This window comes from Sphingomonas paucimobilis NBRC 13935 (genome assembly GCF_000739895.2).
Classification (GTDB): domain Bacteria; phylum Pseudomonadota; class Alphaproteobacteria; order Sphingomonadales; family Sphingomonadaceae; genus Sphingomonas; species Sphingomonas paucimobilis.
The window spans coordinates 156984-182471 of sequence record NZ_BBJS01000014.1 but is presented as its reverse complement, the minus strand read 5'-3'; the positions used below and the strand labels follow the sequence as shown (position 1 = coordinate 182471).

General features: G+C 66.1%; 27 protein-coding genes. 10 read left to right on the top strand and 17 right to left on the bottom strand.

The window, feature by feature from the left end; genetic code table 11:
- Window positions 1-135: 135 nt before the first annotated feature.
- Genes SP6_RS05510 through SP6_RS05480 form a run of 7 tightly spaced genes read right to left on the bottom strand, consistent with a single transcriptional unit; the run spans window position 136 to window position 5246 of the window.
- Complete coding sequence (locus SP6_RS05510) at window positions 136-948, bottom strand: TrmH family RNA methyltransferase (protein WP_007403262.1); 813 nt, start codon at window positions 946-948, stop codon at window positions 136-138.
- Between the two features lies 1 nt (window position 949).
- Complete coding sequence (locus SP6_RS05505) at window positions 950-1222, bottom strand: HPr family phosphocarrier protein (RefSeq protein WP_007403440.1); 273 nt, start codon at window positions 1220-1222, stop codon at window positions 950-952.
- A complete protein-coding gene (locus tag SP6_RS05500; RefSeq protein WP_007403466.1) occupies window positions 1219-1626 on the bottom strand; it encodes a PTS sugar transporter subunit IIA in 408 nt (135 codons plus the stop codon). Before SP6_RS05500 ends, SP6_RS05505 begins: the two co-directional genes overlap by 4 nt.
- 18 nt (window positions 1627-1644) lie before the next feature.
- Window positions 1645-2556, bottom strand: coding sequence for an RNase adapter RapZ (rapZ, locus tag SP6_RS05495; RefSeq protein WP_007403211.1), 912 nt, complete (start codon window positions 2554-2556; stop codon window positions 1645-1647).
- Window positions 2556-2987: an HPr kinase/phosphorylase gene (locus tag SP6_RS05490; protein WP_037567507.1), complete on the bottom strand. Its 432-nt coding sequence runs from the start codon at window positions 2985-2987 to the stop codon at window positions 2556-2558. Before SP6_RS05490 ends, rapZ begins: the two co-directional genes overlap by 1 nt.
- 17 nt (window positions 2988-3004) lie before the next feature.
- Window positions 3005-4570 carry a sensor histidine kinase gene (locus tag SP6_RS05485; protein WP_042468649.1) on the bottom strand — a complete coding sequence of 522 codons (1566 nt, stop codon included), beginning with the start codon at window positions 4568-4570 and terminating at the stop codon, window positions 3005-3007.
- Window positions 4539-5246 carry a response regulator transcription factor gene (locus SP6_RS05480; protein WP_007403392.1) on the bottom strand — a complete coding sequence of 236 codons (708 nt, stop codon included), beginning with the start codon at window positions 5244-5246 and terminating at the stop codon, window positions 4539-4541. The genes SP6_RS05485 and SP6_RS05480 overlap by 32 nt, the downstream gene beginning before the upstream one ends.
- A gap of 205 nt (window positions 5247-5451) precedes the next feature.
- On the opposite strand from SP6_RS05480, the gene SP6_RS05475 reads away from it, so the two are divergent.
- Entirely contained in the window at window positions 5452-7059 is a 1608-nt protein-coding gene (locus SP6_RS05475; protein ID WP_037567508.1) for a phosphoenolpyruvate carboxykinase, read from the top strand.
- A 137-nt stretch (window positions 7060-7196) separates the two neighbouring features.
- Here SP6_RS05475 and SP6_RS05470 read toward each other — a convergent pair whose 3' ends face one another.
- Complete coding sequence (locus SP6_RS05470; RefSeq protein ID WP_007403571.1) at window positions 7197-7646, bottom strand: NfeD family protein; 450 nt, start codon at window positions 7644-7646, stop codon at window positions 7197-7199.
- Complete coding sequence (locus tag SP6_RS05465) at window positions 7643-8620, bottom strand: SPFH domain-containing protein (RefSeq protein WP_007403447.1); 978 nt, start codon at window positions 8618-8620, stop codon at window positions 7643-7645. Before SP6_RS05465 ends, SP6_RS05470 begins: the two co-directional genes overlap by 4 nt.
- Window positions 8621-8747: 127 nt before the next feature.
- Here SP6_RS05465 and guaB point away from each other — a divergent pair, with 127 nt between their 5' ends.
- The 3 genes from guaB to SP6_RS05450 are packed head-to-tail and all read left to right on the top strand — an operon-like array spanning window position 8748 to window position 11944.
- Complete coding sequence (guaB, locus tag SP6_RS05460) at window positions 8748-10205, top strand: IMP dehydrogenase (RefSeq protein WP_007403373.1); 1458 nt, start codon at window positions 8748-8750, stop codon at window positions 10203-10205.
- Between the two features lie 18 nt (window positions 10206-10223).
- A complete protein-coding gene (locus SP6_RS05455) occupies window positions 10224-11411 on the top strand; it encodes an RsmB/NOP family class I SAM-dependent RNA methyltransferase (RefSeq protein WP_007403431.1) in 1188 nt (395 codons plus the stop codon).
- A 32-nt stretch (window positions 11412-11443) separates the two neighbouring features.
- Complete coding sequence (locus tag SP6_RS05450; protein WP_037567511.1) at window positions 11444-11944, top strand: tetratricopeptide repeat protein; 501 nt, start codon at window positions 11444-11446, stop codon at window positions 11942-11944.
- A 201-nt stretch (window positions 11945-12145) separates the two neighbouring features.
- Here the strand turns inward: SP6_RS05450 and rsmA are convergent, their stop codons facing one another.
- From rsmA to SP6_RS05430, 4 genes are read right to left on the bottom strand one after another with little or no spacing between them, the layout of a single operon-like run.
- Window positions 12146-12970 (bottom strand): 16S rRNA (adenine(1518)-N(6)/adenine(1519)-N(6))-dimethyltransferase RsmA, encoded by an 825-nt coding sequence (gene rsmA / locus SP6_RS05445; protein ID WP_007403531.1) that lies wholly within the window; start codon window positions 12968-12970, stop codon window positions 12146-12148.
- A gap of 1 nt (window position 12971) precedes the next feature.
- Complete coding sequence (gene pdxA, locus SP6_RS05440; protein ID WP_113667497.1) at window positions 12972-13967, bottom strand: 4-hydroxythreonine-4-phosphate dehydrogenase PdxA; 996 nt, start codon at window positions 13965-13967, stop codon at window positions 12972-12974.
- Window positions 13968-13980: 13 nt separating this feature from the next.
- A complete protein-coding gene (locus SP6_RS05435) occupies window positions 13981-15363 on the bottom strand; it encodes a peptidylprolyl isomerase (RefSeq protein ID WP_170170834.1) in 1383 nt (460 codons plus the stop codon).
- Window positions 15364-15421: 58 nt separating this feature from the next.
- The gene (locus SP6_RS05430) at window positions 15422-17650 is read right to left on the bottom strand and encodes an LPS-assembly protein LptD (protein WP_007403346.1); all 2229 of its coding nucleotides are present in this window, start codon (window positions 17648-17650) and stop codon (window positions 15422-15424) included.
- A 180-nt stretch (window positions 17651-17830) separates the two neighbouring features.
- Between SP6_RS05430 and SP6_RS05425 the strand changes: the two genes are divergently transcribed.
- The 4 genes from SP6_RS05425 to SP6_RS05410 all read left to right on the top strand — a co-directional run bounded on the left by SP6_RS05425 (window position 17831) and on the right by SP6_RS05410 (window position 20922).
- A complete protein-coding gene (locus tag SP6_RS05425; RefSeq protein WP_007403229.1) occupies window positions 17831-19297 on the top strand; it encodes a leucyl aminopeptidase in 1467 nt (488 codons plus the stop codon).
- 19 nt (window positions 19298-19316) lie between these two features.
- Window positions 19317-19757: a DNA polymerase III subunit chi gene (locus tag SP6_RS05420; RefSeq protein WP_007403233.1), complete on the top strand. Its 441-nt coding sequence runs from the start codon at window positions 19317-19319 to the stop codon at window positions 19755-19757.
- Window positions 19758-19981: 224 nt separating this feature from the next.
- Complete coding sequence (ndk, locus tag SP6_RS05415) at window positions 19982-20404, top strand: nucleoside-diphosphate kinase (protein ID WP_007403624.1); 423 nt, start codon at window positions 19982-19984, stop codon at window positions 20402-20404.
- Complete coding sequence (locus SP6_RS05410; RefSeq protein WP_007403252.1) at window positions 20404-20922, top strand: GNAT family N-acetyltransferase; 519 nt, start codon at window positions 20404-20406, stop codon at window positions 20920-20922. The genes ndk and SP6_RS05410 overlap by 1 nt, the downstream gene beginning before the upstream one ends.
- A gap of 52 nt (window positions 20923-20974) precedes the next feature.
- Here SP6_RS05410 and SP6_RS05405 read toward each other — a convergent pair whose 3' ends face one another.
- The 4 genes from SP6_RS05405 to purM are packed head-to-tail and all read right to left on the bottom strand — an operon-like array spanning window position 20975 to window position 23556.
- Window positions 20975-21574: a hypothetical protein gene (locus SP6_RS05405; protein WP_007403536.1), complete on the bottom strand. Its 600-nt coding sequence runs from the start codon at window positions 21572-21574 to the stop codon at window positions 20975-20977.
- Window positions 21571-21858 carry an MmcQ/YjbR family DNA-binding protein gene (locus SP6_RS05400; RefSeq protein ID WP_007403269.1) on the bottom strand — a complete coding sequence of 96 codons (288 nt, stop codon included), beginning with the start codon at window positions 21856-21858 and terminating at the stop codon, window positions 21571-21573. The genes SP6_RS05405 and SP6_RS05400 overlap by 4 nt, the downstream gene beginning before the upstream one ends.
- A complete protein-coding gene (gene purN, locus SP6_RS05395; protein ID WP_037567515.1) occupies window positions 21855-22433 on the bottom strand; it encodes a phosphoribosylglycinamide formyltransferase in 579 nt (192 codons plus the stop codon). Before purN ends, SP6_RS05400 begins: the two co-directional genes overlap by 4 nt.
- Window positions 22423-23556: a phosphoribosylformylglycinamidine cyclo-ligase gene (gene purM, locus SP6_RS05390; RefSeq protein ID WP_007403425.1), complete on the bottom strand. Its 1134-nt coding sequence runs from the start codon at window positions 23554-23556 to the stop codon at window positions 22423-22425. The genes purN and purM overlap by 11 nt, the downstream gene beginning before the upstream one ends.
- A 59-nt stretch (window positions 23557-23615) precedes the next feature.
- Between purM and SP6_RS05385 the strand changes: the two genes are divergently transcribed.
- On the top strand, window positions 23616-24872 hold the full coding sequence (locus SP6_RS05385; RefSeq protein WP_007403342.1) for a heavy-metal-associated domain-containing protein: 1257 nt from the start codon (window positions 23616-23618) through the stop codon (window positions 24870-24872).
- Window positions 24869-25477, top strand: coding sequence for a P-loop NTPase family protein (locus SP6_RS05380; RefSeq protein WP_007403213.1), 609 nt, complete (start codon window positions 24869-24871; stop codon window positions 25475-25477). The genes SP6_RS05385 and SP6_RS05380 overlap by 4 nt, the downstream gene beginning before the upstream one ends.
- Window positions 25478-25488 lie beyond the last annotated feature (11 nt).

Genomic DNA, 25488 nt, shown 5'->3' with positions numbered 1-25488 from the left:
TGCAATCGGCGGGCTTAAGCCACCACGTCCGTTCGCACTGAGCGAAGTCGAAGTGCAAGGGAGTACCTGTCGGCCACGCTCACCCCTTGGCCTTCGACTTCGCTCAGGCTCAACGGGGATGGGGGTGCTTTGGGTTCAGCCCGCCATGCCGCCGCCCTGCTGTGCCAGCACCTCATAGGCCATGACCGCTGTGGCGACGGCGGCGTTGAGGCTGTCGGCCTTGCCCAGCATGGGAATCTTCACCAGCACATCGCACGCCGCCGCATAATCGGCCGGCATGCCCTGCGCCTCATTGCCGGTCAGCAGGAAAGTCGGGGCGGTATAATCGGCTGAGCGATAGTCCGTCTCGGTATCCAGGCTCAGCCCGACCAGTTGACCCGGCCCCTGCCGCAGCCAGTCGAGGAAGGGTTGCCACTCGGTCTTCACGATCGGCACGGTGAACAGCGCCCCCATGCTCGCGCGCACCGCCTCGACGGAAAACGGATCGACGCACTCACCAACCAGGATCAGCCCGCCCGCGCCGACCGCATCGCCGGTGCGCAGAATGGTCCCCAGATTGCCCGGATCACGCAGGCGCTCGGCGACCAGCCAGATGCCCGACGACGAACGGTCGAGCATGTCCAGCGTCGTGCCCAGTTCCTCGAATACGCCGACCACGGCTTGCGGATTGTCCTTGCCCGACAGCTTGGACAGGATGTCGGGCGTCGTCTCGATCGCCTCGCCGCCGGCCAGTTCGACCGCGCGGACCAGCTGGCGCACCAGGGGATGATCGGCCGATGGCTTGGCGAAGAACAACAGGGTCGGCAGCCGCCCGGTTTCCTTGGCCTCGGTCAGGATGCGCAGGCCTTCCGCCAGGAACTGGCGGGCCTGCTTGCGATGGCGCTTGTCGCGCAGATCGCGGACCCACTTGATCAGTGGGTTGGAATAGGCAGTAATCTCACGCGGCATGTCAGTCTTCGCCGAACTTTGCTTCCACCAGCGCCGCTAGCGCCTCGACCGTCTCGCCCGCCCCGTCGCCCTGCGCGCTGATCGTAATGGTGTCACCCATCGCCGCGCCCAGCATCATCAGGCCCATGATCGAGGTGCCGGTCACCGTGCTGCCATCCTTGCCGACGCGAACTTCGCAGGGCTGGGTGGAGGCCAGGGTGACGAATTTGGCGCTGGCCCGGGCATGAAGGCCACGGCGGTTGGTGATCAGGACGGTCCGCGTCTGCTCCGTCATGCGGCGGCCTCGCCCAGCACTTCGGAGGCGACCGAGATATATTTCCGCCCCGCCTCGCGCGCGGCGGCGACGGCATCGACGACCTGCATCGACTTGCGCGCCGATCCCAGGCGGATCAGCATGGGCAGGTTCATGCCGGCGATCACCTCGACCCGGCCGCGCTCCATCAGCGAGATGGCGAGGTTGGAGGGGGTGCCGCCGAACAGATCGGTCAGGACGATCACCCCACGCCCCGCATCGACCGCGCCGATCGCGGCGGCGATGTCGGCGCGGCGTTCCTCCATGTCGTCTTCCGGGCCGATCGCGATGGTCGCGATCCGCTCCTGGGGGCCGACCACATGCACCATCGCGGTCACGAACTCATCGGCGAGCCGCCCGTGCGTCACCAGAACCAGACCGATCATGTCAGACACGCATATCCATCATTGCTTGGCCGGCCCGGCTTCCAGAGAGTCTTTCGGCACGGCACTCAAATCACGATGCACCACCGTGGGGGAAAAACCGCTTTCGCGCAACCTTCGCGCGATCCGGTCGGCGACGTGGACCGACCTGTGTCTCCCTCCGGTACAGCCGATCGCGATGGTGATATAGGATTTGCCCGACTGAATGTAACGAGGCACCACCGTGTCGAGCAATGTCTCGATCTGGCTCAGCACCGTGTCATAGGCGGGGTCGAGCCGGATATAGTCAATCACGGCCTGGTCCAGCCCGGTGCCGGGGCGCAGTTCCGCCGACCAATGCGGGTTGCGCAAGAAGCGCATGTCGAAGACCAGATCGGCGTTGCGAGGCAATCCCCGGGAGAAGCCGAACGACATGACGGTCAGCACCGGCTCGCTAAGCCCCTCGACCGCGTAATTGGCGCGAACCCATTGGCCCAGGTCGTTGCTGGTCATGTTGGTGGTGTCGAGCAGCCGATCGGCCATGTCGCGCAACGGCGCAAGCAGGGCGCGTTCGTGCGCGATGCCGTCGTCCGCCGCACGGTCGAGCGCCAGCGGATGGCGGTGCCGGGTTTCGGCATAGCGGCGCTTCAATTCCTCGCCGCCGCAGTTGAGGAACAGCGACTCGATGGCGAGGCGCGGGCTGTCCTTCAGGCGGCGGACCCGTTCGATGATCTGTTCGGGATCGAAATCGCGGGTCCGCACGCCTAGGCTGATGGCGAGTGGCCGGTTCCTGCCTTCCATGCCGGCAGGCGGGGGCGCTTCGAGCAGGCTGTCGAGCAGGAAGAGCGGCAGATTGTCGACCAGCTCCCAGCCCAGATCCTCGAGCGTCTTGAGCGTGGTCGAAGTGCCGGCGCCCGACATGCCGGTGACCAGCAGGATACGTTTGCGATCCATCAGAGGCGCTCCTTGCGCTGCGATAGCAGTAGCTCGGCCTTGATCGGGGCCGAGGCGGGAAAGGGATTAAGGCGGAAGAGGGGGAGGGCGATGCCGGCGATGACCGCTTGTGCGGGTTCAGGCAGGCGATCCTCCTCGCCCAGATCGACGACCAAGCCGACAGGCGCCTCGGGCTGGTAAGGTAGGGTGACGATGCCGACGCCGCGAACCTCCATCCGACCGGCGATCGTCTTCGGCACATAGGCCGATAGCACGCCGTCTTGCGCTGTGACGTGGACATAATCATCCCCGACCAGCACCGCGCCCCGATCGATCAAACGCAGGGCCAGATCGGACTTGCCCGCCCCGGATGGGCCCCGCAGCAGGACACCGATCCCGCCGATGGCGACGCAGGTCGCGTGGATCAGTTCGGCATTGGGTGGCGACACGATCGGGCTCCGAACAGGGGTCAGGCGCCTGGGGCCAGCGGCAGCCGCACGACAAAACGCGCGCCGCTCATCCGGTCCTCACGCGACTCGACATGAATGCAGCCCTGATGCGCCTCGACGATGGTCCGCGCAATGGCGAGGCCCAGACCCGAGTGACGGCCAAAGCTCTCTTCGCTCGGCCGGATCGAATGGAAGCGCCGGAAGATTGCCTCGCGTGCCTCTTCGGGAACGCCCGGCCCTTCATCCTCGACACGAACGATCACATCGTCCTGTTCGCGGGCCAAGCTGATCGCGACGATGCCCTGATCGGGCGAGAAGGACAGCGCATTGGCGATGAGATTCTCGAACACGCGTTCCAGCCGCGCGCCCTCTCCGGCGATGATCGCGGGCCCCGGCTCGGGCGAGTCGAAGCGCAGACGGATGCCGCGTTCCACCCCGCGGGCCTCGTGCTGTTCGATCATACCCTGGATGAGTGCATGGAGATCGACGGGGTCGAACTTCGCCCGGCTGAGCTGTGCGTCGAGCCGCGAGGCGTCGGAAATGTCGGTGATCAGCCGATCGAGCCGGCGGACATCGTCGCGGACGATGGCGAGCAATTGGGCCTGGAGATCGGGGGTACGTACCGTCTCCAGACTGTCGACGGCGGATCGGAGCGACGCAAGGGGGTTCTTAAGTTCATGGGTGACGTCGGCGGCAAAGGCCTCGGTTGCGTCGATCCGGGCGCGCAAGGCCAGGCTCATATCCGACAGCGCGCGGGCGAGCATGCCGAGTTCGTCGCGACGGTCGGGCAGGCGGGGCACCACCACCTCGCGCGCGCGGCCCAGGCGAACGCGCACCGCTGCCCGTGCAAGACGCCGCAAGGGGCGGACGATGGTGCGTGCCAGGAAGAGCGACAACAGGACGGAGATCAGCGCGACGAGGGCGAGCAGGACGCTCAGTCGGAAGCGTTCGATGCGAACCGTCTCTGTGATGAACCGGGCATTTTCGGTCGTCATGATCGCCCCGCCCGCAGGCAGCGGCGCGGCGGCGGTAATCACCGGCGTCCGATCGGGTGCGCGCCAGACCGAGGCGGCGATGGTCCCTCGCCGCGCAGCCATGACGTCGGGCCATTCCGCACCCCCGCGCCGTTCGCGATAGAGCGGCGGCCGCGCCGCGCCGACGACCGTGTCGATTCCGGCATCGAGGAAGCGTGCGATCACCTGACCCAGCCCCTGTTTGTCGGGATCGCGCAGCACGAAGTTGCGAACGCCCAGCGCGCGACTGTCGCCGATCAACCGGCCGCTGGCATCAAAAAGACGCAGCCGCTCGCCGGTATCCTTCGCCAGCCGCGCGATCAGCGCATCGCGCTCGCCCGGCTGGACCGAGGTCAAGGCTTCGCCGATCAGCCGAACCTCGCGCACCGCCTGTGCCACCCGATTGTCGAGCAGCCGCGTACGGTAGGAATCGAGATAGAAAAAACCCCCCGCCAGCAACAGCAACGCGAAGATGTTGAGCGCCAGGATCCGCTGGGTCAGCGAAATCTGGCCCGACCAGCGCAGCGCGAGGTCGGGGGCGTCACTCCTCGGAGAATCGGTAGCCGGCGCCATAGAGCGTCTCGATGGCGTCGAACTCGGGGTCAACCTGTCGGAACTTGCGGCGCAGGCGCTTGATATGGCTGTCGATCGTGCGGTCGTCGACATAGATATCGTCCTGATAGGCCGCATCCATCAACTGATTGCGGGTACGCACGATACCGGGGCGCTGCGCCAGTGTTTCCAGGATCAGGAACTCGGTGACGGTCAGCGTGACCGGCTCGCCCTTCCACGTCACCTTGTGGCGCGCCGGGTCCATCGCGAGCTGGCCACGGGTGAGGGGGCCCTGCACCTCAGCCGCTGGTGTGCCGGGCGTCTGACTGCTTCCCTCGGAGCGGCGCAGGATGGCGCGGATGCGGGCGATCAGCAGCCGCTGCGAAAAGGGTTTGGCGATATAATCATCCGCGCCCATCGCCAGCCCAAGCGCCTCGTCCAGCTCGTCATCCTTGCTGGTCAGGAAGATCACCGGGATCTGACTCTTTTCGCGGAGGCGGCGCAGCAGTTCCAGCCCGTCCATGCGCGGCATCTTGATATCGAAGATCGCCAGATCGGGCGGATTGTCGATCAACGCCTTCAGCGCGGCTTCGCCATCGGCATAGATGCGCGTCAGAAACCCTTCGGCCTGCAGTGCAATCGACACCGAAGTCAGGATGTTCCGGTCGTCATCGACCAACGCGATCGTCGCGGTCATGCGGGGGACTTTCCGGGCAAGCGATCGGCCATGTCCCTCGGTTAGGCCAAAGCGGGACACGGCTCAACCGTCTTCGTATTTAAGGGTGTTTGACGTGTTAAACGTTTGAGCTAAGAGGCGGTCAGCGCATACGTATTCACGTGTGATAACAAAGGGTACCATTCGGCTCCGCCGACGGGTGCCAACGGGAATGAGGACGCTTCACATGAACGAACGGATTCCGGAGATCGGGCTTCAGGCGCAGGGCATCGAAACCCGTGCCACGTTGCACTGGAACCTCGTCACCGCGCGGCTGATTGAGACCGCCGTCGCACGCGGCGAGGGCAAGCTGTCGGCCGATGGCCCGCTGGTCGTCGAGACGGGCGAGCACACCGGCCGCTCGGCGCAGGACAAGTTCATGGTCCGTGACGACGAAACCCGTGACACCGTGTGGTGGGGCAAGACCAACAAACCGATGAGCCCGGATGATTTCGCAGCCCTCAAAGCCGATTTCTTCGCCGCGCTGGGCCAGAAGGAAGACCTGTTCGTCCAGGACCTGTATGGCGGTTCGCAGCCCGAGCACCGGGTGCGCGTTCGCGTCGTCACCGAACTCGCCTGGCACAACCTCTTCATCCGCACGATGCTCGTACGCCCCGAAGAGCATGAACTACGTGAGTTCGCGGCCGAATACACGATCATCGATCTGCCCAGCTTCCGCGCCGACCCGGCACGCCATGGCTGCCGCTCGTCGACGGTGATCGCGGTCAACATGACCGAAAAGCTGATCCTGATCGGTGGCACGCGCTATGCCGGCGAGATGAAGAAGTCGGTCTTCGGCCTGCTCAACTATCTGCTGCCGACCACCGGCGTGATGCCGATGCACTGCTCGGCGAACATGGGTGCCGACGGATCGACGGCGGTGTTCTTCGGCCTGTCGGGCACCGGCAAGACGACGCTGTCGGCGGATGCCCGCCGCACGCTGATCGGCGATGACGAGCATGGCTGGTCGGACACGGCGGTCTTCAATTTCGAGGGCGGCTGCTATGCCAAGATGATCCGTCTGTCGCCCGAAGCCGAACCGGAGATCTTCGCGACCACCAAGCGCTTCGGCACCGTCCTCGAAAACGTCGTGATGGACCCGGTCACGCGCCAGCTCGACCTGAACGACAGCAGCCTGGCCGAGAATAGCAGGGGCGCCTATCCGATCGACTTCATCCCCAATGCGTCGAAGGACAATATGGGGGGCGTGCCGCGCAACATCGTGATGCTGACGGCCGACGCTTACGGCATCCTGCCGCCGATCGCGAAGCTGACGCCCGAACAGGCCATGTACCACTTCCTGTCGGGCTATACCGCACGCGTAGCGGGCACCGAGATTGGCGTGACCGAGCCGGATGCGACCTTCTCGACCTGTTTCGGTGCGCCGTTCATGCCGCGCCATCCTTCGGTCTATGGCAATCTGCTGAAGGAGCGGATCGCCAAGGGCGGCGTCGATTGCTGGCTGGTCAACACCGGCTGGACCGGCGGCAAGTACGGCGTCGGCCATCGCATGCCGATCAAGGCGACCCGCGCACTGCTCAACGCCGCGCTCGACGGCAGCCTGAACCAAGTCGAGTTCCGCACCGATCCCAATTTCGGCTTCCAGGTGCCGGTCTCGGTGCCGGGCGTCGATGGCGCGATCCTCAACCCGCGTGATACCTGGGCCGACAAGGCTGCCTATGACGCGACGGCGGCCAAGCTGGTCGATTTGTTCAACGAGAATTTCCAGCAATTCGCCGATCATGTCGACGAAGGCGTCCGCGTGGCAGCGCCGAAGGTGACAGTCGCGGCGTAAAGTTGGTCGGGGGAGGGCGCTTCTGGCAGGTGCCCTTCCTTGGCCTTCGACTTCGCTCAGGCTGAACGGATTGTGGAATCACGTACCAACCGCCGTTCCGCCTGAGCGAAGTCGAAGGCCACGCCCGAGCATCAGCCTCAATCCGACAGAGGCTCGACCAGCAGCACGCCGTTTTCGACATGCGCGACTCGTAACCGCGTCCCCGCCCCGGCATCCGGTCCCCGCACCGGCCATTCACCATCGCCCAGCCGCGCGCGCCCCTCACCGCTGATGATTGGCGTCGTCACCGTGACCACCTGCCCACGCAACCGCCGTGCAGGTTCGTTCAGGACCGGGGCATCGCTGTCCACTGGGAAATCGCGATACCAGCACCGTCCGATGACAACGCATACGACGCTCCAGACGGCGAACTCGACAAGCTGGAGCACCGCCGGCAGTTCGGGAATGGCCCAGACAGTCAGCGCCGTGACGCCGGCCGCAATCGCCAGGAAGATCAGGAAGACTCCCGGCACGAAGAGTTCCGCGATGCCCAGCGCCAGTCCGCCGGCCAGCCAGAGCGCGGCGGGGTCGATGTCGCCGATCGTCACGAACCGGGCTGGTCGAACGGCCCGCGCTTGGGAGTCGCGTTCGCCGCGGTGACGGTCCCGGATTTGTTGCCGGCCAGCGCGTCTTTGGCCAGTTCGCCGATGCCGCCGAGCGTGCCGATCAACTGGGTTGCCTCGACCGGGAACAGGATCGTCTTGGCATTGGGGCTGGTGGCGAACTTGCCGACCGCCTCGACATATTTCTGCGCGACGAAATAGTTGATCGCCTGGGTGCCGCCCTGCGCGATCGCGTCGGACACGACGCGAGTCGCCTTGGCCTCGGCTTCGGCCGCGCGCTCGCGCGCCTCGGAGTCGCGGAAGGCCGACTCGCGGCGCCCTTCGGCTTCCAGAATGCGGGCCTGCTTCTGCCCTTCGGCGCGCAGGATTTCGGACGCGCGCGAGCCCTCCGCCTCCAGGATATTGGCGCGCTTCTCGCGCTCGGCCTTCATCTGGCGGGCCATGGCGTTGACGATATCGACCGGGGGACGGATGTCCTTGATCTCGACACGGGTGATCTTCACCCCCCAGGGCGTCGTCGCATGATCGACGACGTTCAGGAGGCGCGCATTGATCTCGTCGCGCTTCGACAAGGTCTCGTCGAGGTCCATCGACCCCATCACCGTGCGCAAATTGGTCGTAACCAGATTGAGCAGCGCGACATAGAGGTCTGACACCTCATAGGCCGCCTTGGGTGCGTCCAGCACCTGGAAGAAGACGACCCCGTCGGTCGAGATCATCGCATTATCCTTGGTGATGATCTCCTGTCCCGGAATGTCGATCACCTGCTCCATCATGTTCACCCGCCGCCCGACGCGATAGAAAAAGGCGGGGTAGAAGTTGAAGCCGGGCACGGCGGTGCCGGTATAACGGCCGAAATGTTCGATGGTGTATTGATATCCCTGACGGACGATCTTGATCGACATCATCAGGTATAACAGCACCAGCAATACGGCCAGCGCGGCGACGATCAGACCCATCGACATCCCTCCCACTCCATCGATCTGGTGCGATCCTAGCATGGCGGTGCAGCAAGGGCCTAGCGTGAATGGCTCGCTTTGGTTACATGGCCCGCCACTTGTTCCCTCCGCAGGATTTGGCAGCCCCATGGATATCCGCCTCGGCCTCACCTTCGACGACGTGCTCCTCGTGCCCCAGGAGTCCGACGTTCTGCCGAGCACCGCAGACACGCGCACGCAACTGACCCGCTCCATCGCGCTCAACATCCCCGTCCTGTCGGCGGCGATGGATACGGTGACCGAGGCCGACATGGCGATCGTCATGGCGCAGCTCGGCGGCATGGGCGTGCTCCACCGCAACCTGACCGTCGAACAGCAGGTCGCCGCCGTGCGGCAGGTCAAGCGGTTCGAGAGCGGCATGGTCGTCAATCCGATCACCATCTCGCCCACCGCGACCCTATCGGAGGCGCAGGCGTTGATGGCGCGCCACCGGATCAGCGGCATTCCCGTCGTCGAGTTCGATGGCCGGCTGGTCGGTATCCTGACCAACCGCGACGTGCGCTTCGCCGAGAACCCGCAGCAGCCCGTCTCCGAGCTGATGACGCATGAGGATCTGGCCACCGTCAAGGTTGGCGTGGGTCAGGACGAGGCGCGTCGCTTGCTGCATGCGCGCCGGATTGAGAAGCTGCTCGTCGTCGATGACAGCTATCGCTGCGTGGGCCTGATCACGGTGAAGGACATTGAGAAGGCGGTGACCTATCCCTCGGCGACGAAGGATGGTTCGGGGCGTCTGCGCGTCGCCGCGGCATCGACTGTCGGTGAAAAGGGTTTCGAGCGGACTCGTGCACTGATCGAGGCCGAAGTAGATTGCGTTATCATCGACACCGCGCACGGCCATAACCGCGACGTTGCGCGTGCGGTCGAGGCGGCGAAGAAGCTGTCCGACACGGTGCAGGTAATCGCGGGCAATGTCGCGACCGCCGCCGCCACCCGTGCGCTGATCGATGCGGGCGCGGACGCGGTGAAGGTCGGCATTGGGCCGGGATCGATCTGCACCACCCGCGTCGTCGCCGGCGTCGGCGTGCCGCAGTTGACCGCCGTGATGGACTGCGCCGAGGAAGGCTGGAAGTCGGGCGTGCCGGTCATCGCCGATGGCGGCCTGCGCACCTCGGGCGATCTGGCCAAGGCGCTGGCGGCGGGTGCGGGCGCCTGCATGGTCGGCTCGCTCTTGGCGGGGACCGAGGAAGCGCCGGGCGAAACCTTCCTGTACCAGGGTCGGGCCTATAAGTCCTATCGCGGCATGGGCTCGGTCGGGGCGATGGGCCGTGGTTCGGCCGACCGCTATTTCCAGGGCGATATCAAGGATCAGATGAAGCTGGTGCCCGAGGGTATCGAGGGCCAGGTCGCCTATAAGGGCCCGGCACGCGACGTCATCCATCAGCTGGTCGGCGGCATCAAGGCGGCGATGGGCTATACCGGTTCGGCGACCCTGAAGGACCTGCGCGAGCGAGCGCAGTTCGTCCAGATCACCGGCGCGGGCCTCAAGGAAAGCCACGTCCATGACGTGACGATCACGCGGGAAGCCCCCAATTATCCGACTCGCTGATCTGACGGACGCCCGTTCGTGACGCCCGCTGCCCGGACCCAGGCGGCGATCGAGTTGCTCGACGCGATCATCGCCTCCGCCGCGGCGGGTGGTGCGGCCGCCGACACGCTGATCGCCCGCTATTTCGCAACGCGCCGCTATGCCGGATCGAAGGATCGGCGTGCGGTGCGCGAACTCGTCTATGCCGCCATCCGCCAGGCCGGCCCCGTGCCGGCGAGCGGTCGTGCGGCGGTGCTGGCGCTGGCCGATCTTGATCCCGCCCTAGCGGTGAATTTCGATGGATCGCCTCACGGGCCGGCGCCCATCGACGCAGCGGAACCCCGCGCGGCGGGCGGCGTGGCGCCGGCATGGCTGGTCGAGGCGCTTGGCCAATCCGGTCTGACCGAGACGCAACAGGCGGCGCTGATCGACCGCGCGCCGCTCGACGTCCGGATCAACAGCTTGGCGACGACACGGGAAGCGGTGCTAGCCGAATGGCCCGACGCGACCCCGACGCCGCTTGCGCCCTTGGGGCTGCGGCTGCCCAACGGCACGCCGATCGAGCAATCGGACCTGTATCGCGCCGGGCTGATCGAAGTGCAGGACGAGGGCAGCCAGTTGGTCGGCGCGGCACTGGCCCCGCAGCCGGGCGAGTGGCTGGTCGATCTCTGCGCTGGTGCCGGGGGCAAGACGTTGCAGATCGGCGCGGCGATGGACAATCGCGGCGCGCTGCTCGCCTGCGATATCGATCGGGCGCGCCTACAGCGACTGGCCCCACGCGCCGAGCGGGCTGGGGTGACGATCGTCGAAAGCCGTCTGCTCAATCCGGGGCGCGAGCGGGAAATGCTCTCCGACTGGATCGCGAAGGCTGATGGCGTGCTGATCGACGCGCCCTGTTCGGGGACCGGCACATGGCGGCGCAATCCCGAGGCGCGTTGGCGGCTGACCCCCGAACGGCTCGACCGGCTGCGCGGCATGCAGGCCCAGGTCATGAGCGTAGGGGCCGACTTGGTGAAGCCGGGCGGGCGGATGGTCTATGTCGTGTGCTCGCTGCTAGATGCCGAGGGCAGCGATCAGATCGCCGCGTTCCTGGAGAGCCACCCCGGCTGGTCGGTCGAGGCTCCTGCCCAAGTGATCGGGACGCCGCATGGTACGGGCTATCGGCTCGATCCGGCGACGCATGGCACCGACGGGTTTTTTGTCGCCTGTCTCCGGGCGCCATGCTAGCGTCCGGTCCAGTGCCAAGTCCGGAGTTCTTCATGCGTTTGACGTCCATGGCCGCCGCAGCCGCGCTGGCGGTGGTTTCCGTTACCACCTCGCTCAGCGGACAGCGTCCCGATGCGCAGATCGACGCGCGCTCGATGCAGTTGCTGGAACAGGGACGGGCACAAAAGGCCGCCGGAAATCTGGATGGCGCGACCGATACGCTGGAGACGGCGGTGACCGTCGATCCGCGCAATCGGGGCGCCTTCATCCTGCTCGCCGAAGTGGCGGATGCGCGCGGCCTGCCCGGGAAGGCGATCCGCCTGTACCGCGAGGCGTTGCTGCTGGAGCCCAATGACCTGCGCGCGCTCCGGGGGCAGGGCGAGGCGCTGGTGAAGCGCGGCGCCGTCGCGCGGGCCAAGGATAATTTGAACAAGATCAAGACCCTGTGCAAACAGGACTGCGCCGATGCCACCGCGCTCGCCGCCGTCATTGCCAAGGGACCGCCGCCGGTGACGACGGCACAGGTGGAAACCAAGGTGCCTGCCAAGAACTGAGGGTTCATCAGTTGGGCGGGGCCAAGAGGCCTTTTCCCCGCCCTCCGTTCGGCCTGAGCGAAGTCGAAGGCCAAGGGATGTCATCGCCGCTCCGCCCGGCCTAGCTGAGATGGTAAAGCGTGGCTTTCGATTTCGCTCAGGCTGAACGGAGGGTCGGGATGTCACTCGTACGCGTGACGGCAGGCCACGCGTAACCAGCCGCTACCCCAGCGCCCTGGCCAAGGCGACGAACTCCGCCACCGACAATGTCTCCGCACGTCGTGCGGGATCGATGCCGATCGACTCCAAAGCCTCGACCGCACCCGGTATGGGCTTCAGGCTCTGGCGCAGCATCTTGCGACGCTGGCCAAAGGCAGCGGCAGTCAGCCGCTCCAGCGTCCGGAAGGTGACACCCTCGGGCGCCGGGGCCGGGGTGATGTGAACAACCGCCGACATGACCTTGGGCGGCGGGGTGAAGGCGGAGCGGTGGACCGGCATCGCGATCCGTGCCTGGCTGCGCCACTGGGTCAGAACCGCAAGCCGTCCATAAGCCGACTGGTCTGCCGCCGCGACGATGCGCTCGGCGACTTCCTTTTGGAACATCAGCGTGCATGACTGCCACCAGGGCAACCATGCACCCGACAACCACCCGACGAGCAGCGGCGTGCCGACATTATAGGGCAGGTTGGAGACGATGTGCGGCTTTCCCTCGAACAGCTCGGGCGCGTTGACGCGAAGGGCGTCGCCCTCGATCACTCGCAATCGCCCCGGGAACGCCTCGGACAATTCGGCCAGCGCCGGGATACAACGCCGGTCGCGCTCGATCGCGGTGACACGTCCTCCCGCCATCAGCAGCGCGCGGGTCAGACCGCCCGGACCGGGACCGATTTCCAGCACTTCCTGATCGGTCAGATCACCGGGAATGGCGGCGATCCGCGCAAGCAACTGCCCGTCGAACAGGAAATTCTGACCCAGTGACTTGGATGCCGACAGGCCATGGCGCGCGATGACATCCCGCAAGGGGGGCAGGGGCGTGATCGGGTCCATGTCAGTTGGCGAGGCTGGCCCGACGACGCGCGGCCTCTCCTGCCATGGCGATGGCGGCGATCATCGCGCCGGGATGGGCCTGATCCTGCCCGGCGATACCGAAAGCGGTGCCGTGATCGGGCGACGTGCGGACGAGCGGCAGACCCAGCGTGATATTGACCCCCTCGTCGAAATGCAGCGTCTTGATGGGGATCAGTGCCTGGTCGTGATAGCAGCACAGCACCGCGTCATAAGCGGTCCGCGCGCGCGGGTGGAACAGCGTATCGGCCGCGAACGGCCCGGTCGCATCGATCCCCTCGGCACGGAGTTGGGCAATCGCGGGTTCGATCAATTCGATCTCCTCGCGCCCAATGGAGCCGCTTTCCCCGGCATGGGGATTGAGCCCGGCAAAGGCGAGGCGGGGCGCTTCGATCCCGAAATTGCGGCACAGGCCCCGTGCCGTGGCGCGACCCTTGGCGACGATCAACTCGATCGACAAGAGGCCCGACACCGCCGCCAGCGGGACATGGGTGGTGATCGGCACGACGCGCAGCGAGGGCCCCGCGAGCATCATCACCGCATTAGCCCCCGCCACACCGCAACGCTCGGCGACGAACTCGGTCTGGCCGGGATGAGTGAAGCCGATATCGTAAAGCTGCGCCTTGCTGACCGGCCCCGTCACCAGCGCGGAGGCCGCGTCCGAGCGGACCAGCCCGACCGCGAGTTCGAGGGCGTGGAGTGCACAGCGTGCACCTTCGACATCCGGCTGGCCCGGGGTGATTTCGCCCGCATCGTCGACCGACAGGATCGGCAGTGCCTGATCAAACGCCGCCACCGCCGCGCCGATGTCGCTGACGCGGACGGTGGGGCCGTCCCACACCTTCTCGATCGCACGGGCGTCACCGACCGCCAGAAACGGGGGCAGCCCGGCCGAATGCCGCACGGCCCAGGCTTTGGCGATGATCTCCGGCCCGATGCCGGCGGGATCGCCCATGGAGATCGCCAGAGGCCGGGTCATGCTCATGCGTCGGTCACCGATACTCAATGACCGCGTCGCGGCGAAGATCGCGCATCTTCTGGTTCGCGCGCAGATTGACCCGCTGCTGCTCGACCTGGTTCTGGATCTGGTCGCTGGTCGGCAGATTGCCCGAGCGCGGTTCCTCGCGGTCGCACAGCACCAGCGAGCGGACGCCCTGTTCGGGCGAGCCGAAGGGCGGCGTCGCCTGGCCGATCTGCATCTTCAGCAGGATTTCCTGCAGCGGTGCGGGTAGCTGGCGGATGGTGACCTGGTCATTGTCGACCACCTCGGCCTTGAGCGAGGTCGCCACGCGTTCCACGTCGCCGCAACCGCGAATGGCCTGCGTCGCCTTGGCGAAATCGGCGGCACGTGCGGTTGCCTGCGCCTGGGTCGTGCCGGCCGGGAACTTGATGGTCAGCTGCTTGAGCGACAGGCGCGAATCGCGCGGGTCGGCAGTTAGCACCTGCCGCTTGTCCGTCAGGTACAGGATCGAGAAGCCGCCCGGAATCGGGATCGGCCCGGCAACCTGCCCGACCTGCATCGACTGCGCGGCGGACTGAAGCTCGGGCGGCAACTGCGCGGCGCGGACCCACCCCAGATCGCCGTTCACCGCGCGCGTCGAGGCTTCGGAGAAGCTGCGCGCGAAATATTCGAAGGGCTGCTGCCCCTTCTGGATTTCGGCGATGATCTGGCGCGCATTGGCGAAGACCTGCTGCTGTGTCGCCTCATTGGCGGAGAGGAAGATTTCCTTGAGATTATATTCCTCGGTACCCTTGGCCGCTTCCAGCCGGGCGCGAATGGCGTTCACTTCCTCGTCGCCGACATTGATGAACGGCTCGACGCGCTTACGGAGGTAACGGTTCCATGCCAGCTCGCCCTCGATCTGGCGGCGCATCGAGCGCTCGGACGATCCGACCTGGCGCAGAAAGGCGGTCATCTGCGTCGGCGTCTTGCCGAACTGCTGCGAGAAGCGGGCATAGGCCTGGTCGATTTCAGGCGCGGTCACCGTGATCTCGGCGGACTTTGCTTCCTGAATCTGCAACGTCTCGTCGATCAACTGCCGCAGGATCTGCATCCGCAGCCGGTCGCGATCCTCGGGCGACAGCTTGGTAACATTGTTCAGCGCCATGGCCAGCGCCATGCGCTGGTCCAGATCGGTCCCGGTCAGGACTGTGTCGTTGACGATCGCGGTCGGCTTGCGGACATTGGGGTCCAGCTTTCCGAACAGTTGAAGATTGGAAGGAATGTCCAGACCGCCGGTTTCGGGCACCGTCTGGTCCGGCACCGTCTGCGCCAGCGCGCCGGCCGCGACCGCTGCCAGCATCATGGCGGCAGCCCCGCGGAAGAAACGGCCCTTGATACGAATGTCCTGCTTCACCGTGTTTGTGATCCTCATCACGCCTGCATGGGGCGCGTAACCGTCGCGATATGGGTCGAGCATGCTGAATAGGGGCTTAGCGGCCGAGATTGGTGAACGCCAGCGTCAACAGGAAGCTGTTGCCCGCGCGTGCGTCCCCCGTGTTTACGTAATCACGTCGCCAAGTGAAGCCAAGGCGAAGGCAATCATCCTCATATTGCACGCCGACGCGGTGTCGGATCGGATCGAAACCATTGGACAGCGACAGCGCGTCTTCCGAACGGTCGGTCAGGTCGACGACGGTCGATCCGAACGCCGACCAGAAGCGCGCGAACTGCACCCGCCCCGCCAGCCGGATTTCCTCGCGATCCTGAAGATCCTCGATCGAAGTGAAGATGTTGCGGTTGAGGCGGATATACCCCGCCTGCACATAGGTAGAACGCGAACCCACTGTCGCGTCCAGCTCGTTGCGGCGAACGGCGAACGTGTCCTTGTCGATGCGGAAGCGGTGGGTCAGCGACACGAAATCTCGGAACCGCAATTCGGTACGCCCGACGATATCGGACCAGCGATCCGACAGGCCCGTGCCCGGATAGAGGATCGTCGGCCGGTCGTTCAGGCGGAAGCTCTGCCCGACCAGCGTGTCGAAGGTGAAGCCCGGCAGCGACAGCGCCCATTGCGCGCCATAGGTGATGCGGGTCGAGTCCTCGAACCGGTCATAGCCGGGGAAGCGGTTGAGCGCGAAGAGGTTAGAGTCCTCCAGATCGACCGCGCGCGCATCCTCGTTCGGGATTTCGATATTGCGGATCTTGGGGCTGGCGACGATCTGGACGCGCGGCGTGAAACGCTGGGTCCCGCCCCAGAGCTCGCCGACGAACGGCCATTTCACATCGACCGCGAGCGCACCGATCGCGCGGCCCTGAAAGCCCTCCAGCCCCTGATAGATAAGCGGCGTCGTGGCGATGTTGTTGGCGTTATAAGCATCGCCGCGCGCATAGGCGGTAAAGGTCACTTCCTGACCCCAATTGGTCAGGCGGCGCAGATCCCAACGCATGCTAGCAAAGGCGCGCTGGGTATCCTGGCCCTGGGTACGGCTGATCGCCAGCGTGTTGAGTTGCAGCTCGAACTTGCCGCCGACCAGCCCATCGTCGAACCGGCGGCGATAATCGATCTCGGGCAGCGCGATCGGCTGTTGTCCCTGCGGATCGTTGACGCGCAATGTCTGGACGTACCAGCCGTTGATCGCGAAATAGCTGTTCTGGTCGATGCGCTCCAGGCTGGCGGTCGTGCGCAGCCGGTCGTCTCGCGAAATATCGTAGCGACGCAGGAAGGTGCGATCCGTCGTCAGACGCAGCGAGCCCGACAGGCTCCATTCGGGCGAGAACTGCAACCGCCCGACACCGTCGAGATAGCCGCGAAACGCCTGGCTCGTATCGGTCGGGTTGAGTGTGTTGAGGTCGTCGCTGCGACGGCTGGCGGTGGCGTAGCCGGTGATCCGATAGGCGCCGAGCGAATTGAGCGCCTCATATTGCGCCTCCATCATCGGCAGCACGGCGGTGAAGACGTGCGGCGTGACGGTCAGGCCCCGATTGGGGGCGAGCCGCCAATAATAGGGCACCGCCACCTCGATGCCGTTGACGCGGTCGAGCCGGATATCGGGGGTCAGGAAGCCGCTGTCGCCGCCCGACCCGATCGGGGCGGACAGGCGGGGCAGGGGAATGCTGGGCAGGCCGAACAGATTGAGCCGCGCGCCGTTGAAATAGACGCGTTCGCGATCAGGGCGATAGGTGACGCGGACGGCGGTGATCTTCCAGGACGGTTCCTTGGGGCATCCTTCCGATGTTTCGACGGCGCAGGGTGTATAGGCGGCACGTTCGAGATTGACCGTGCCGTTCTCCTGACGCGTACCCCGGACCGCCGCCAGGCGCCCACCCTGTTCCAGCACGACGAGCATATTGTCGACCACGCCGTCCTTCAGCGAATCGGTCAGCTCGATCTGGTCGCCATAGGCGATGTCGCCCTGCGGGTTGGTCACGGCGATATTGCCGGTGGCCAGCACCTTACCGGTCTTACGGTTCCAGGTAACCTTGTCGGCGCGCAGCCTTTCCCCCTGGCGGTTCATGCGGACATCGCCGGTCGCCGTCACGATATCGGCATTGATGTCATATTCGAGCTGCCCGGCGCTGAACCGCACCTGGTCGGGGTTTTCGGGCGCGGGGCTGTCCGCGGGTGGCGGCGACGCCGGTCGATCCTGCAGGTCCTGGCCAAAGGCGGGCTGGGCTGCGAAAAGAGCGAGGGGCAGCGCGCTGCCGGTCAAAAGGGTCATTCGCAACACGATGATACCAGATCCGTCCTTGCCGACATGATGAAAGCCTCCCCCCGGCAGGGTGACGGCGCGAATGGTCCGCCTATCGCATCACCGGACGTTCGCTGCAATCGCGCGCTTGCCACGCTCGCCCCAGTGCCTAGATGGTAGCAACAGTTATTTGTTCATCAGGGGTTTCCCATGCAGATCGCCTTCTCTTCCGTCGCGCAAGCGGACGATGTCCTTGTTTTCCCGATCGAGAAGGACGGCATCGACCGGGCGCAATGGGGTGTAGCGGAGATCGCGGACCTGGCCCCGCTGGCGGCGAAGGCGTCCACGTTCAAGGGTGATGCCGGTTCGACGCTGGAAGTCTTCGTGCCGGGGAACGGCAAGGTCGGCCGCGTTGTCCTGCTCGGCGTCGGTTCGGGCAGCGAGACCGACTGGCGCAAGGCCGGCGGCGCGCTGACGGCCAAGCTGCTGACTCAGGCGTCGAGCGCGTCGGTCCACCTCAACGCACTGGCCACCGCGCCCTCGCTCGATGCCGTGACGGCCTTTGCCGGTGCGGCCGTGCAGCGCGCCTGGCGCTATGACGTCTATCGCACCAAGCTGCCCGAGACGTCCCGGCCGACCCTGACGCGAATCGCCATCGTCGGCGCGGCAGCGGAGGCCGAAGCCGCCTATGCCGCGATCCATGCCGTCAACGGCGGGCTGGAACTGACCCGGACACTGGTGTCGGAACCGCCGAACAAGCTCTATCCGGAAAGCTTTGTCGAGCGCGTCCTGAACGACGTCGAGGGGCTGGGTCTGGAGGTCACCGTGCTGGACGAGGCGCAGATGCGCGATCTGGGCATGGGGGCGCTGCTGGGCGTGAGCCAGGGTTCGGTCCGCGAAGGCCGGTTGCTAGTCCTCAAGTGGAATGGCGGAGCCGCCGATGCCCCGACGCTGGCGCTGGTCGGCAAGGGCGTGACCTTCGACACCGGCGGCATTTCGATCAAGCCGGCCGCTGGCATGGAAGACATGAAGTGGGACATGGGCGGCGCCGGTGCGGTCGCGGGCGCGATGAAGGCGATCGCCACGCGCAAGGCCAAGGCCAATGTCGTCGGCGTCATGGGTCTGGTCGAGAACATGCCCGACGGCAATGCGCAGCGCCCGGGTGACGTGGTCACTTCCATGTCGGGTCAGACGATCGAGGTCATCAACACCGACGCGGAAGGGCGCCTGGTCCTGTGCGATGCGCTGACCTGGGTCCAGAAGACGCATTCGCCTTCGACCATCGTCGATCTTGCCACGCTGACCGGCGCGATGATCATCAGCCTGGGCCATGAACATGGCGGTCTGTTCGCCAATGACGATTCGCTGGCCGAATCGCTGCTCGCGGCGGGCAAGGCGACCGATGAGAAGCTGTGGCGCTTCCCGCTGTCCGATGCCTATGACAAGCTGATCGACAGCCAGATCGCCGACATGAAGAATGTCGGCCCGCGTGGCGGCGGCTCGATCACGGCGGCGCAGTTCCTGAAGCGCTATATCAATGACGGCGTCGCATGGGCGCATCTCGACATTGCTGGCATGGTCTGGTCGGACAAGCCGGGCGTCAACCATGACAAGGGCGCCACGGGCTATGGCGTCCGCCTGCTCGACCGCTTCGTCGCCGACCGGTTCGAAGCCTGAGCCAACAGGAGCGGCGCCGATGCAGGTCGACTTCTATCATCTGACCATGGCGCCGCTCGATCGGCTGCTGCCCGTCATCGCCGATCGCGTGATGGCGGGCGGCGGCCGTTTGCTGATCGTCAGCGGCGATGCCGACCAGCGTGCGGCGCTCGATCGTCAGCTCTGGATGGTGCCGGCGGACAGTTTCCTGCCCCATGCCCAGGCGGGCGAGGGGAATGACAGTGCCCAGCCGGTACTGATCGCGGCCGAGGTTCATCCGGCCAACGGCGCGCGCCATGTCGCCTTGGCGGATGGCCTATGGCGGGACGACGCGCTGACCTTCGACCGTGCCTTCCACTTCTTCGACGGCGATCGCATTGCCGAGGCCCGGTCGGCCTGGCGTGCGCTGGCCGACCGCGACGGGGTGGAGCGGCGTTACTGGAAACAGAACGACCAGGGCCGCTGGGAACAGGCGGCGTGACGTGATCCTCCCCGCTTACGGGGAGGGGGACCACCGAAGCTGGTGGAGGGGGCTCTCCACGAAGGACAACCCTCGCGGTACATCCCCGCCGTCAGGCCTTCGGTCTGCCACCTTCCCGTGTCGGGGAGGCTTGCGATTTCCATAAGACATTGCATTGCGCCCGAGCCCCGACTAGGGCGGCGCCACTTCCAGCCAACACCTATTTCAGGAGCTGCGTGACCATCATGGCCGCGAACCGTACCTTTTCGATCATCAAGCCCGACGCCACCCGCCGCAACCTGACCGGCGCCGTCACCAAGATGCTGGAGGAAGCCGGCCTGCGCGTCGTCGCCTCGAAGCGCATCCAGATGACCCGCGAGCAGGCCGAGGGCTTCTACGCGGTCCACAAGGAGCGTCCCTTCTTCAACGATCTGGTCGAGTTCATGATCTCGGGTCCGGTCGTCGTGCAGGTGCTCGAGGGCGAGAACGCCATGCAGCGCAACCGTGACATCATGGGCGCGACCAACCCGGCGAACGCCGAGCCGGGCACGATCCGCAAGGAACTGGCCGAGTCGATCGAAGCCAACACCGTGCATGGCTCGGACTCGGACGAGAATGCCGAGATCGAGATCGCCTATTTCTTCAAGCCCGAAGAAATCGTCGGCTGATGACCTGGCGGCTGCGGCGGGCGGGGCCGGGCGATGCGCCCGCGCTGTCGCTCGTCGCGGCCGCCAGCTTCCTCGAGACTTTTGCCGGGATCATCGCCGGTCCCGACATGGTGCGCCATTGCACCCTCAACAGCTCGGCCGCCAAATTCGATGCGTGGATCGCCGACGCCAACTGCGTGGCCACCCTGGCCGAGCATCCCGATGGGGCCGCACCCGTTGGTTACACGCTTCTCGTGCCCCCCGATCTGCCGATCGAGACGGATGCGCATGATATCGAACTCCGCCGTATCTACGCGTTGTCGCTGACCCGCGGCACGGGTCTTGGCCACAAGCTGATGGCCAGGGCGATCGACGACGCCCGGGCGCTCGGCCGGCGCCGTATGCTGCTGGGAGTGCTCGGCATCAATGAGCAGGCACGGGCTTTTTACGAGCGGGAAGGTTTCACGCTGACCGGCACGCGCCAGTTTCGGGTGGGCGAAGCCGTTTACGACGATGTCGTCTATGCGCGGGCGCTGTAACTAAGGCACCCAACCCGTCCTTCCCCGTAAGGGGAAGGTGCGTGGAATATGATCAGCCGCGCCGCGCCGCCCAGGCGGCGTCCAGCTTTGCCTTCGTCCCGTTCCGATCACGCAGCCGCAAGCCTTCCAGCCGCAGGGTGCGGCCCCGGAACAGGCGGCCATGGGTGCTCCAGATGACGTCGTACAGACCGGTCACGGTCCGTGCCGTATCGCCGTCCCAATAGCGGGTGGTGATCAGCGCAGGGAGCCGCCCCTCGCGAGTGTCGGCCTCACCATCCGTCAGCGCCAGCATCGGTCCGGCAATGGGCTCGGCCTCGATCACCGGGTCGCCGACTGGTACCTGGCGGCCAATGCCGGATTTCGTCGGAAAATCGATCGTCAATTCCTGAAGGTCGTGGTTCGGATCGCGCAGCGCCAGGCGGCGGCCATCGCTTTCCACCGTCGCGCTCAGGTCCAGCCGTGCCCGCTCATGACGCTGGGCGCTGGCGGCGGCAGCCTTGTCGGCGGCGTCGCTGCGCCGCTGGGACCAGTTGAGATAGAGGGTCAGCGCGGCGACCATCAGGCCGGCGACCGCCACGAACTCCGCAAGGGTCAGCAGCCGGCGGCGCGACTTGGCCCGCTCGGCGGCCTCTTCGCCCGCCGTGCCGCTCATCGGCCGCCCGCCTCCAGCAATTCGGTCGGTGCGACCAACTCCCAACTGCGCGCGATCCGATCCTCGATCAGCGTCCAGTCGCTGTCGGCGGACAGCGTGATTTCGCTCCAATGCGGTGCGTGGCCTTCATCCGCGATGCGCAGATGCAGAGCGGACGTCCCTTCGCTGACCCGAGCGAATGGCTCGCCCTCGACCAGGAAACGGATTTCGCCGTCCGGCGCCTGCTCGGTCGTGCCAGGCAGCAGCATGGCGATGTCACGGATGCGGGCGAGAATATCGGTCATCGACGCACAAACTCCGTCAGCACTTGGGGGTAAAGTCGGTGCTCCTCAACGAGCACGCGCGCCGCGAGTGCCGTGGCGTCGTCGCCGGGGTGGATCGGCACTTCCGCCTGGCCCAGCACTTCGCCATCGTCGAGTTCCTCGGTGACGATATGGACCGAGCAGCCGGCCTTCGTGTCGCCAGCCGCAATCGCGCGCGCATGGGTGTTGAGGCCCTTGTATAGCGGCAGCAGCGAGGGGTGGATGTTGAGGATACGTCCCCGCCACCGCGCCACGAAATCGCCCGACAGCAGACGCATATACCCCGCCAGCGCGATCACTTCGACGCCCGCCTCGCTCAGCGCCTGATTGATCGCCGCCTCATAGGCCGGCTTGCCGATACCTTTGGGTGAGAGCGCGAAGGTCGCGATGCCGTGTTCCTGGGCCCAGGCCAGCCCGGCTGCCTCGGGCTTGTCCGAGGCGACCAGCGCGACTTCGTAACCCGCATTCGCCTCGCGCGCGGCCGCGACCAGCGATTGCATGTTGGAACCCCGGCCGGAAATCAGGATACCGACCTTCACCGGGCTGTCAGGCCGCATGGGTCGCGGTCCAGTCCGCCTTGGCGCTCCACGTGCCCGCGGAACCCTTGACGGTGCAGCCGCGCTCGCCGGCTTCGATACGGCCGATGATCAGGACGGTCTCACCCGCTTCCGCCAGGGTGGCGGCGACCGCCTCCGCCTGATCGGCGGCGACGACCACCGCCATGCCGATGCCGCAGTTGAAGGTCCGTGCCATCTCCTCCGGCTCGATCCCGCCCTGCGCCTGCAGGAACGCCATCAGGCGCGGCTGTTCCCAGCCATCGGCATCGACGACCGCATGCGCGTCCTTAGGCAGCACGCGCGGGATGTTCTCGAGCAGACCACCGCCGGTGATATGCGCCAGCCCCTTGATCGCGCCGGCCTTGATGGACGGCAACAGCGAGCGGACATAGATGCGAGTCGGCGCCATCAGTGCTTCGATCAGCAACTGGTCCTGATCGAACAGAGCGGGGCGATCGAGCTTCCAGCCCTTGTCGGCGGCCAGGCGGCGGACCAGCGAAAAGCCGTTGGAATGAACGCCCGACGAAGCCAGGCCCAGGATTACGTCGCCATCGCCGATGGTGGTGCCGGTCAGCACCTGATCGCGTTCGACCGCACCGACGCAGAAGCCGGCCAGGTCATAATCGCCCGGCGCATACATGCCCGGCATCTCCGCTGTCTCGCCGCCGATCAGGGCGCAACCGGCAATGCGGCAGCCCTCGGCGATCGAGGCGATCACCCGCTCGGGCACGTCGCCTTCGAGCTTGGCGGTCGCATAATAATCCAGGAAAAACAGCGGCTCGGCGCCCTGGACGATCAGGTCGTTGGCACACATGGCGACCAGGTCGATACCGACGCCGTCATGACGGTCATGCTCGATCGCCAGTTTCAGCTTGGTGCCGACGCCGTCATTGGCCGCGACCAGCAGCGGATCGGTGAAGCCCGCCGCCTTCAGGTCGAAGAAACCACCAAAGCCGCCCAGATCGGCGTCGGCGCCCGGCCGGCGTGTCGCCTTGGCCAGCGGGCCGATCGCGCGGACCAGCGCGTTGCCCGCGGCGATCGAAACGCCAGCATCGGCATAGGTATAGGACGCGCCGGTTTCGGCGGGCGATGAGGGGGTGGACGGCGTGCTGTTGTCGGTCATGTTTGCCCGTTAGCTATATCGCGCTTGGATTTCCACGCCTGCTTCGCCAAAAGGCCGCGATGCGTTTGCGATTGCCCCATCGGATATTCGGTCTTGCCGCCCTGGCCGGGGTCGGCGTCGGGGCCAGCGCGGTCCTGGCCCAGATCGAGGGGCAGGATCGCGGCGTCATGCCGATTGACAGCGGCAGCGCTTATGAGGTCTCGGGCGTCACGGTGGATGTCTCTGGCAAGACGGCGGAGGATGCGCGGCTAGGCGGCTGGCGGATCGCGCAGCGCAAGGGCTGGGCGATGCTGGCGCAGCGGCTGGGGCGCAGCGGGGTCGGGGCGTCGGACGGGATGCTCGACTCGCTCGTGTCGGGCATCGTCGTCGAGAATGAGCAGATAGGCCCGACCCGCTATGTCGCCCGATTGGGGGTCCTGTTCGATCGCACGCGGGCAGCGTCGGTACTGGGAGTGTCGGCCTATGCCGATCGCTCGCCGCCGATGCTGGTCATGCCGCTGCAGGTATCGGGCGGCGTGTCGCAGATGTTCGAGACGCGGACGCCCTGGCAGCAGGCCTGGGCCCGGTTCCGCACCGGTAACAGCACCATCGATTATGTTCGGCCCTCGGGCACCGGCGCCGATCCGTTGCTGCTCAATGCCGGGCAGATCGGGCGGCGGTCGCGCGGTTGGTGGCGTTCGATCCTCGATCAATATGGCGCGTCGGATATCCTGATCCCCGTCGTCCGCCTCTATCGCCAATGGCCCGGCGGCCCGGTGATCGGCGTGTTTGAGGCGCGGCATGGGCCGGACAATCAGTTGCTCGGCTCGGTCACGCTGCGGGTCGGCAGCACCGAAGGTCTGGGGCAATTGCTCGATACCGGCGTGGCACGACTCGATGCGCTCTATCAACGGGCGCTGGCGGGCGGCCTGCTACAGGGCGATCCCACGCTCGCCCCGCCGCCCAAGCCGCAAGTAGAAATTACCGACGATAGCAGTACCGGCGAGGAACCGATCGAAGGGCTTGACGCCGCGATCGCCTCGTCGGGGGCCGGCATCGCCGTCACCCTCCAATATGATGCGCCCACCGCCAGCGCGGTCGCCAATGTCGAGAGCCTGGTGCGCGGCATTCCGGGCGTGGTGCGGGCGGGCACGACCAGCCTGGCGCTGGGCGGCGTGTCGTTGATGGCGGTGACCTATGACGGCGATCCCGATCAGCTTCGCCGCGCGCTGGAACAGCGTGGTTTTCAGGTGTCGGGCACCGGCACCACCTTGCGCGTACGTCGGGCGGCCCTGCCGACACCGACGCCCTCTACGGATACTGTGACGACCGGATGAACCAGATGGCGCTTCCGCTGCAATGGCCAGCGGACCCCCGATCGGACGCCTTTTTGCTGACCGATTCCAACCGCCTGGCGGCACGGATGCTGGAGCAATGGGAAAGCTGGCCGACCATGGCCGCGATCCTGACCGGCCCCCGCAAGTCGGGCCGGTCGCTGCTGGCGCGCATCTTCGCGGCGCGCAGCAACGGCACGATCATCGACGATGCCGAGCGGGTGCCCGAGGTGCAGATCTTCCACGCCTGGAACACCGCACAGGCCGAGCGGCGCCCGCTGCTGATCGTCGCGGACGCGCCGCCGCCACGCTGGTCGGTCAAGCTGCCCGACCTTCGCTCGCGTCTCGCCAATAGCAGCCTGGCCGAAATCGGCGCGCCGGACGATGAGTTGGTCGCCGCCCTGTTCGAGCATCTGTTCGAGCGGCGCGGACTCGATGCGCGGCCCGATCTGATCGAGTGGTTGACCGCTCGCGTGGAGCGTAGTCACCTTTCTGTCATCCGCGCAGTCGATATGCTCGACCAGGGAGCGATGGAACGGCGCGCGCGCTTGTCCATTGCTCTTGCACGATCCACCTTGATCACGGCCGGCCTTCTCGCCGAGCCCTGAACGCAGTCCGA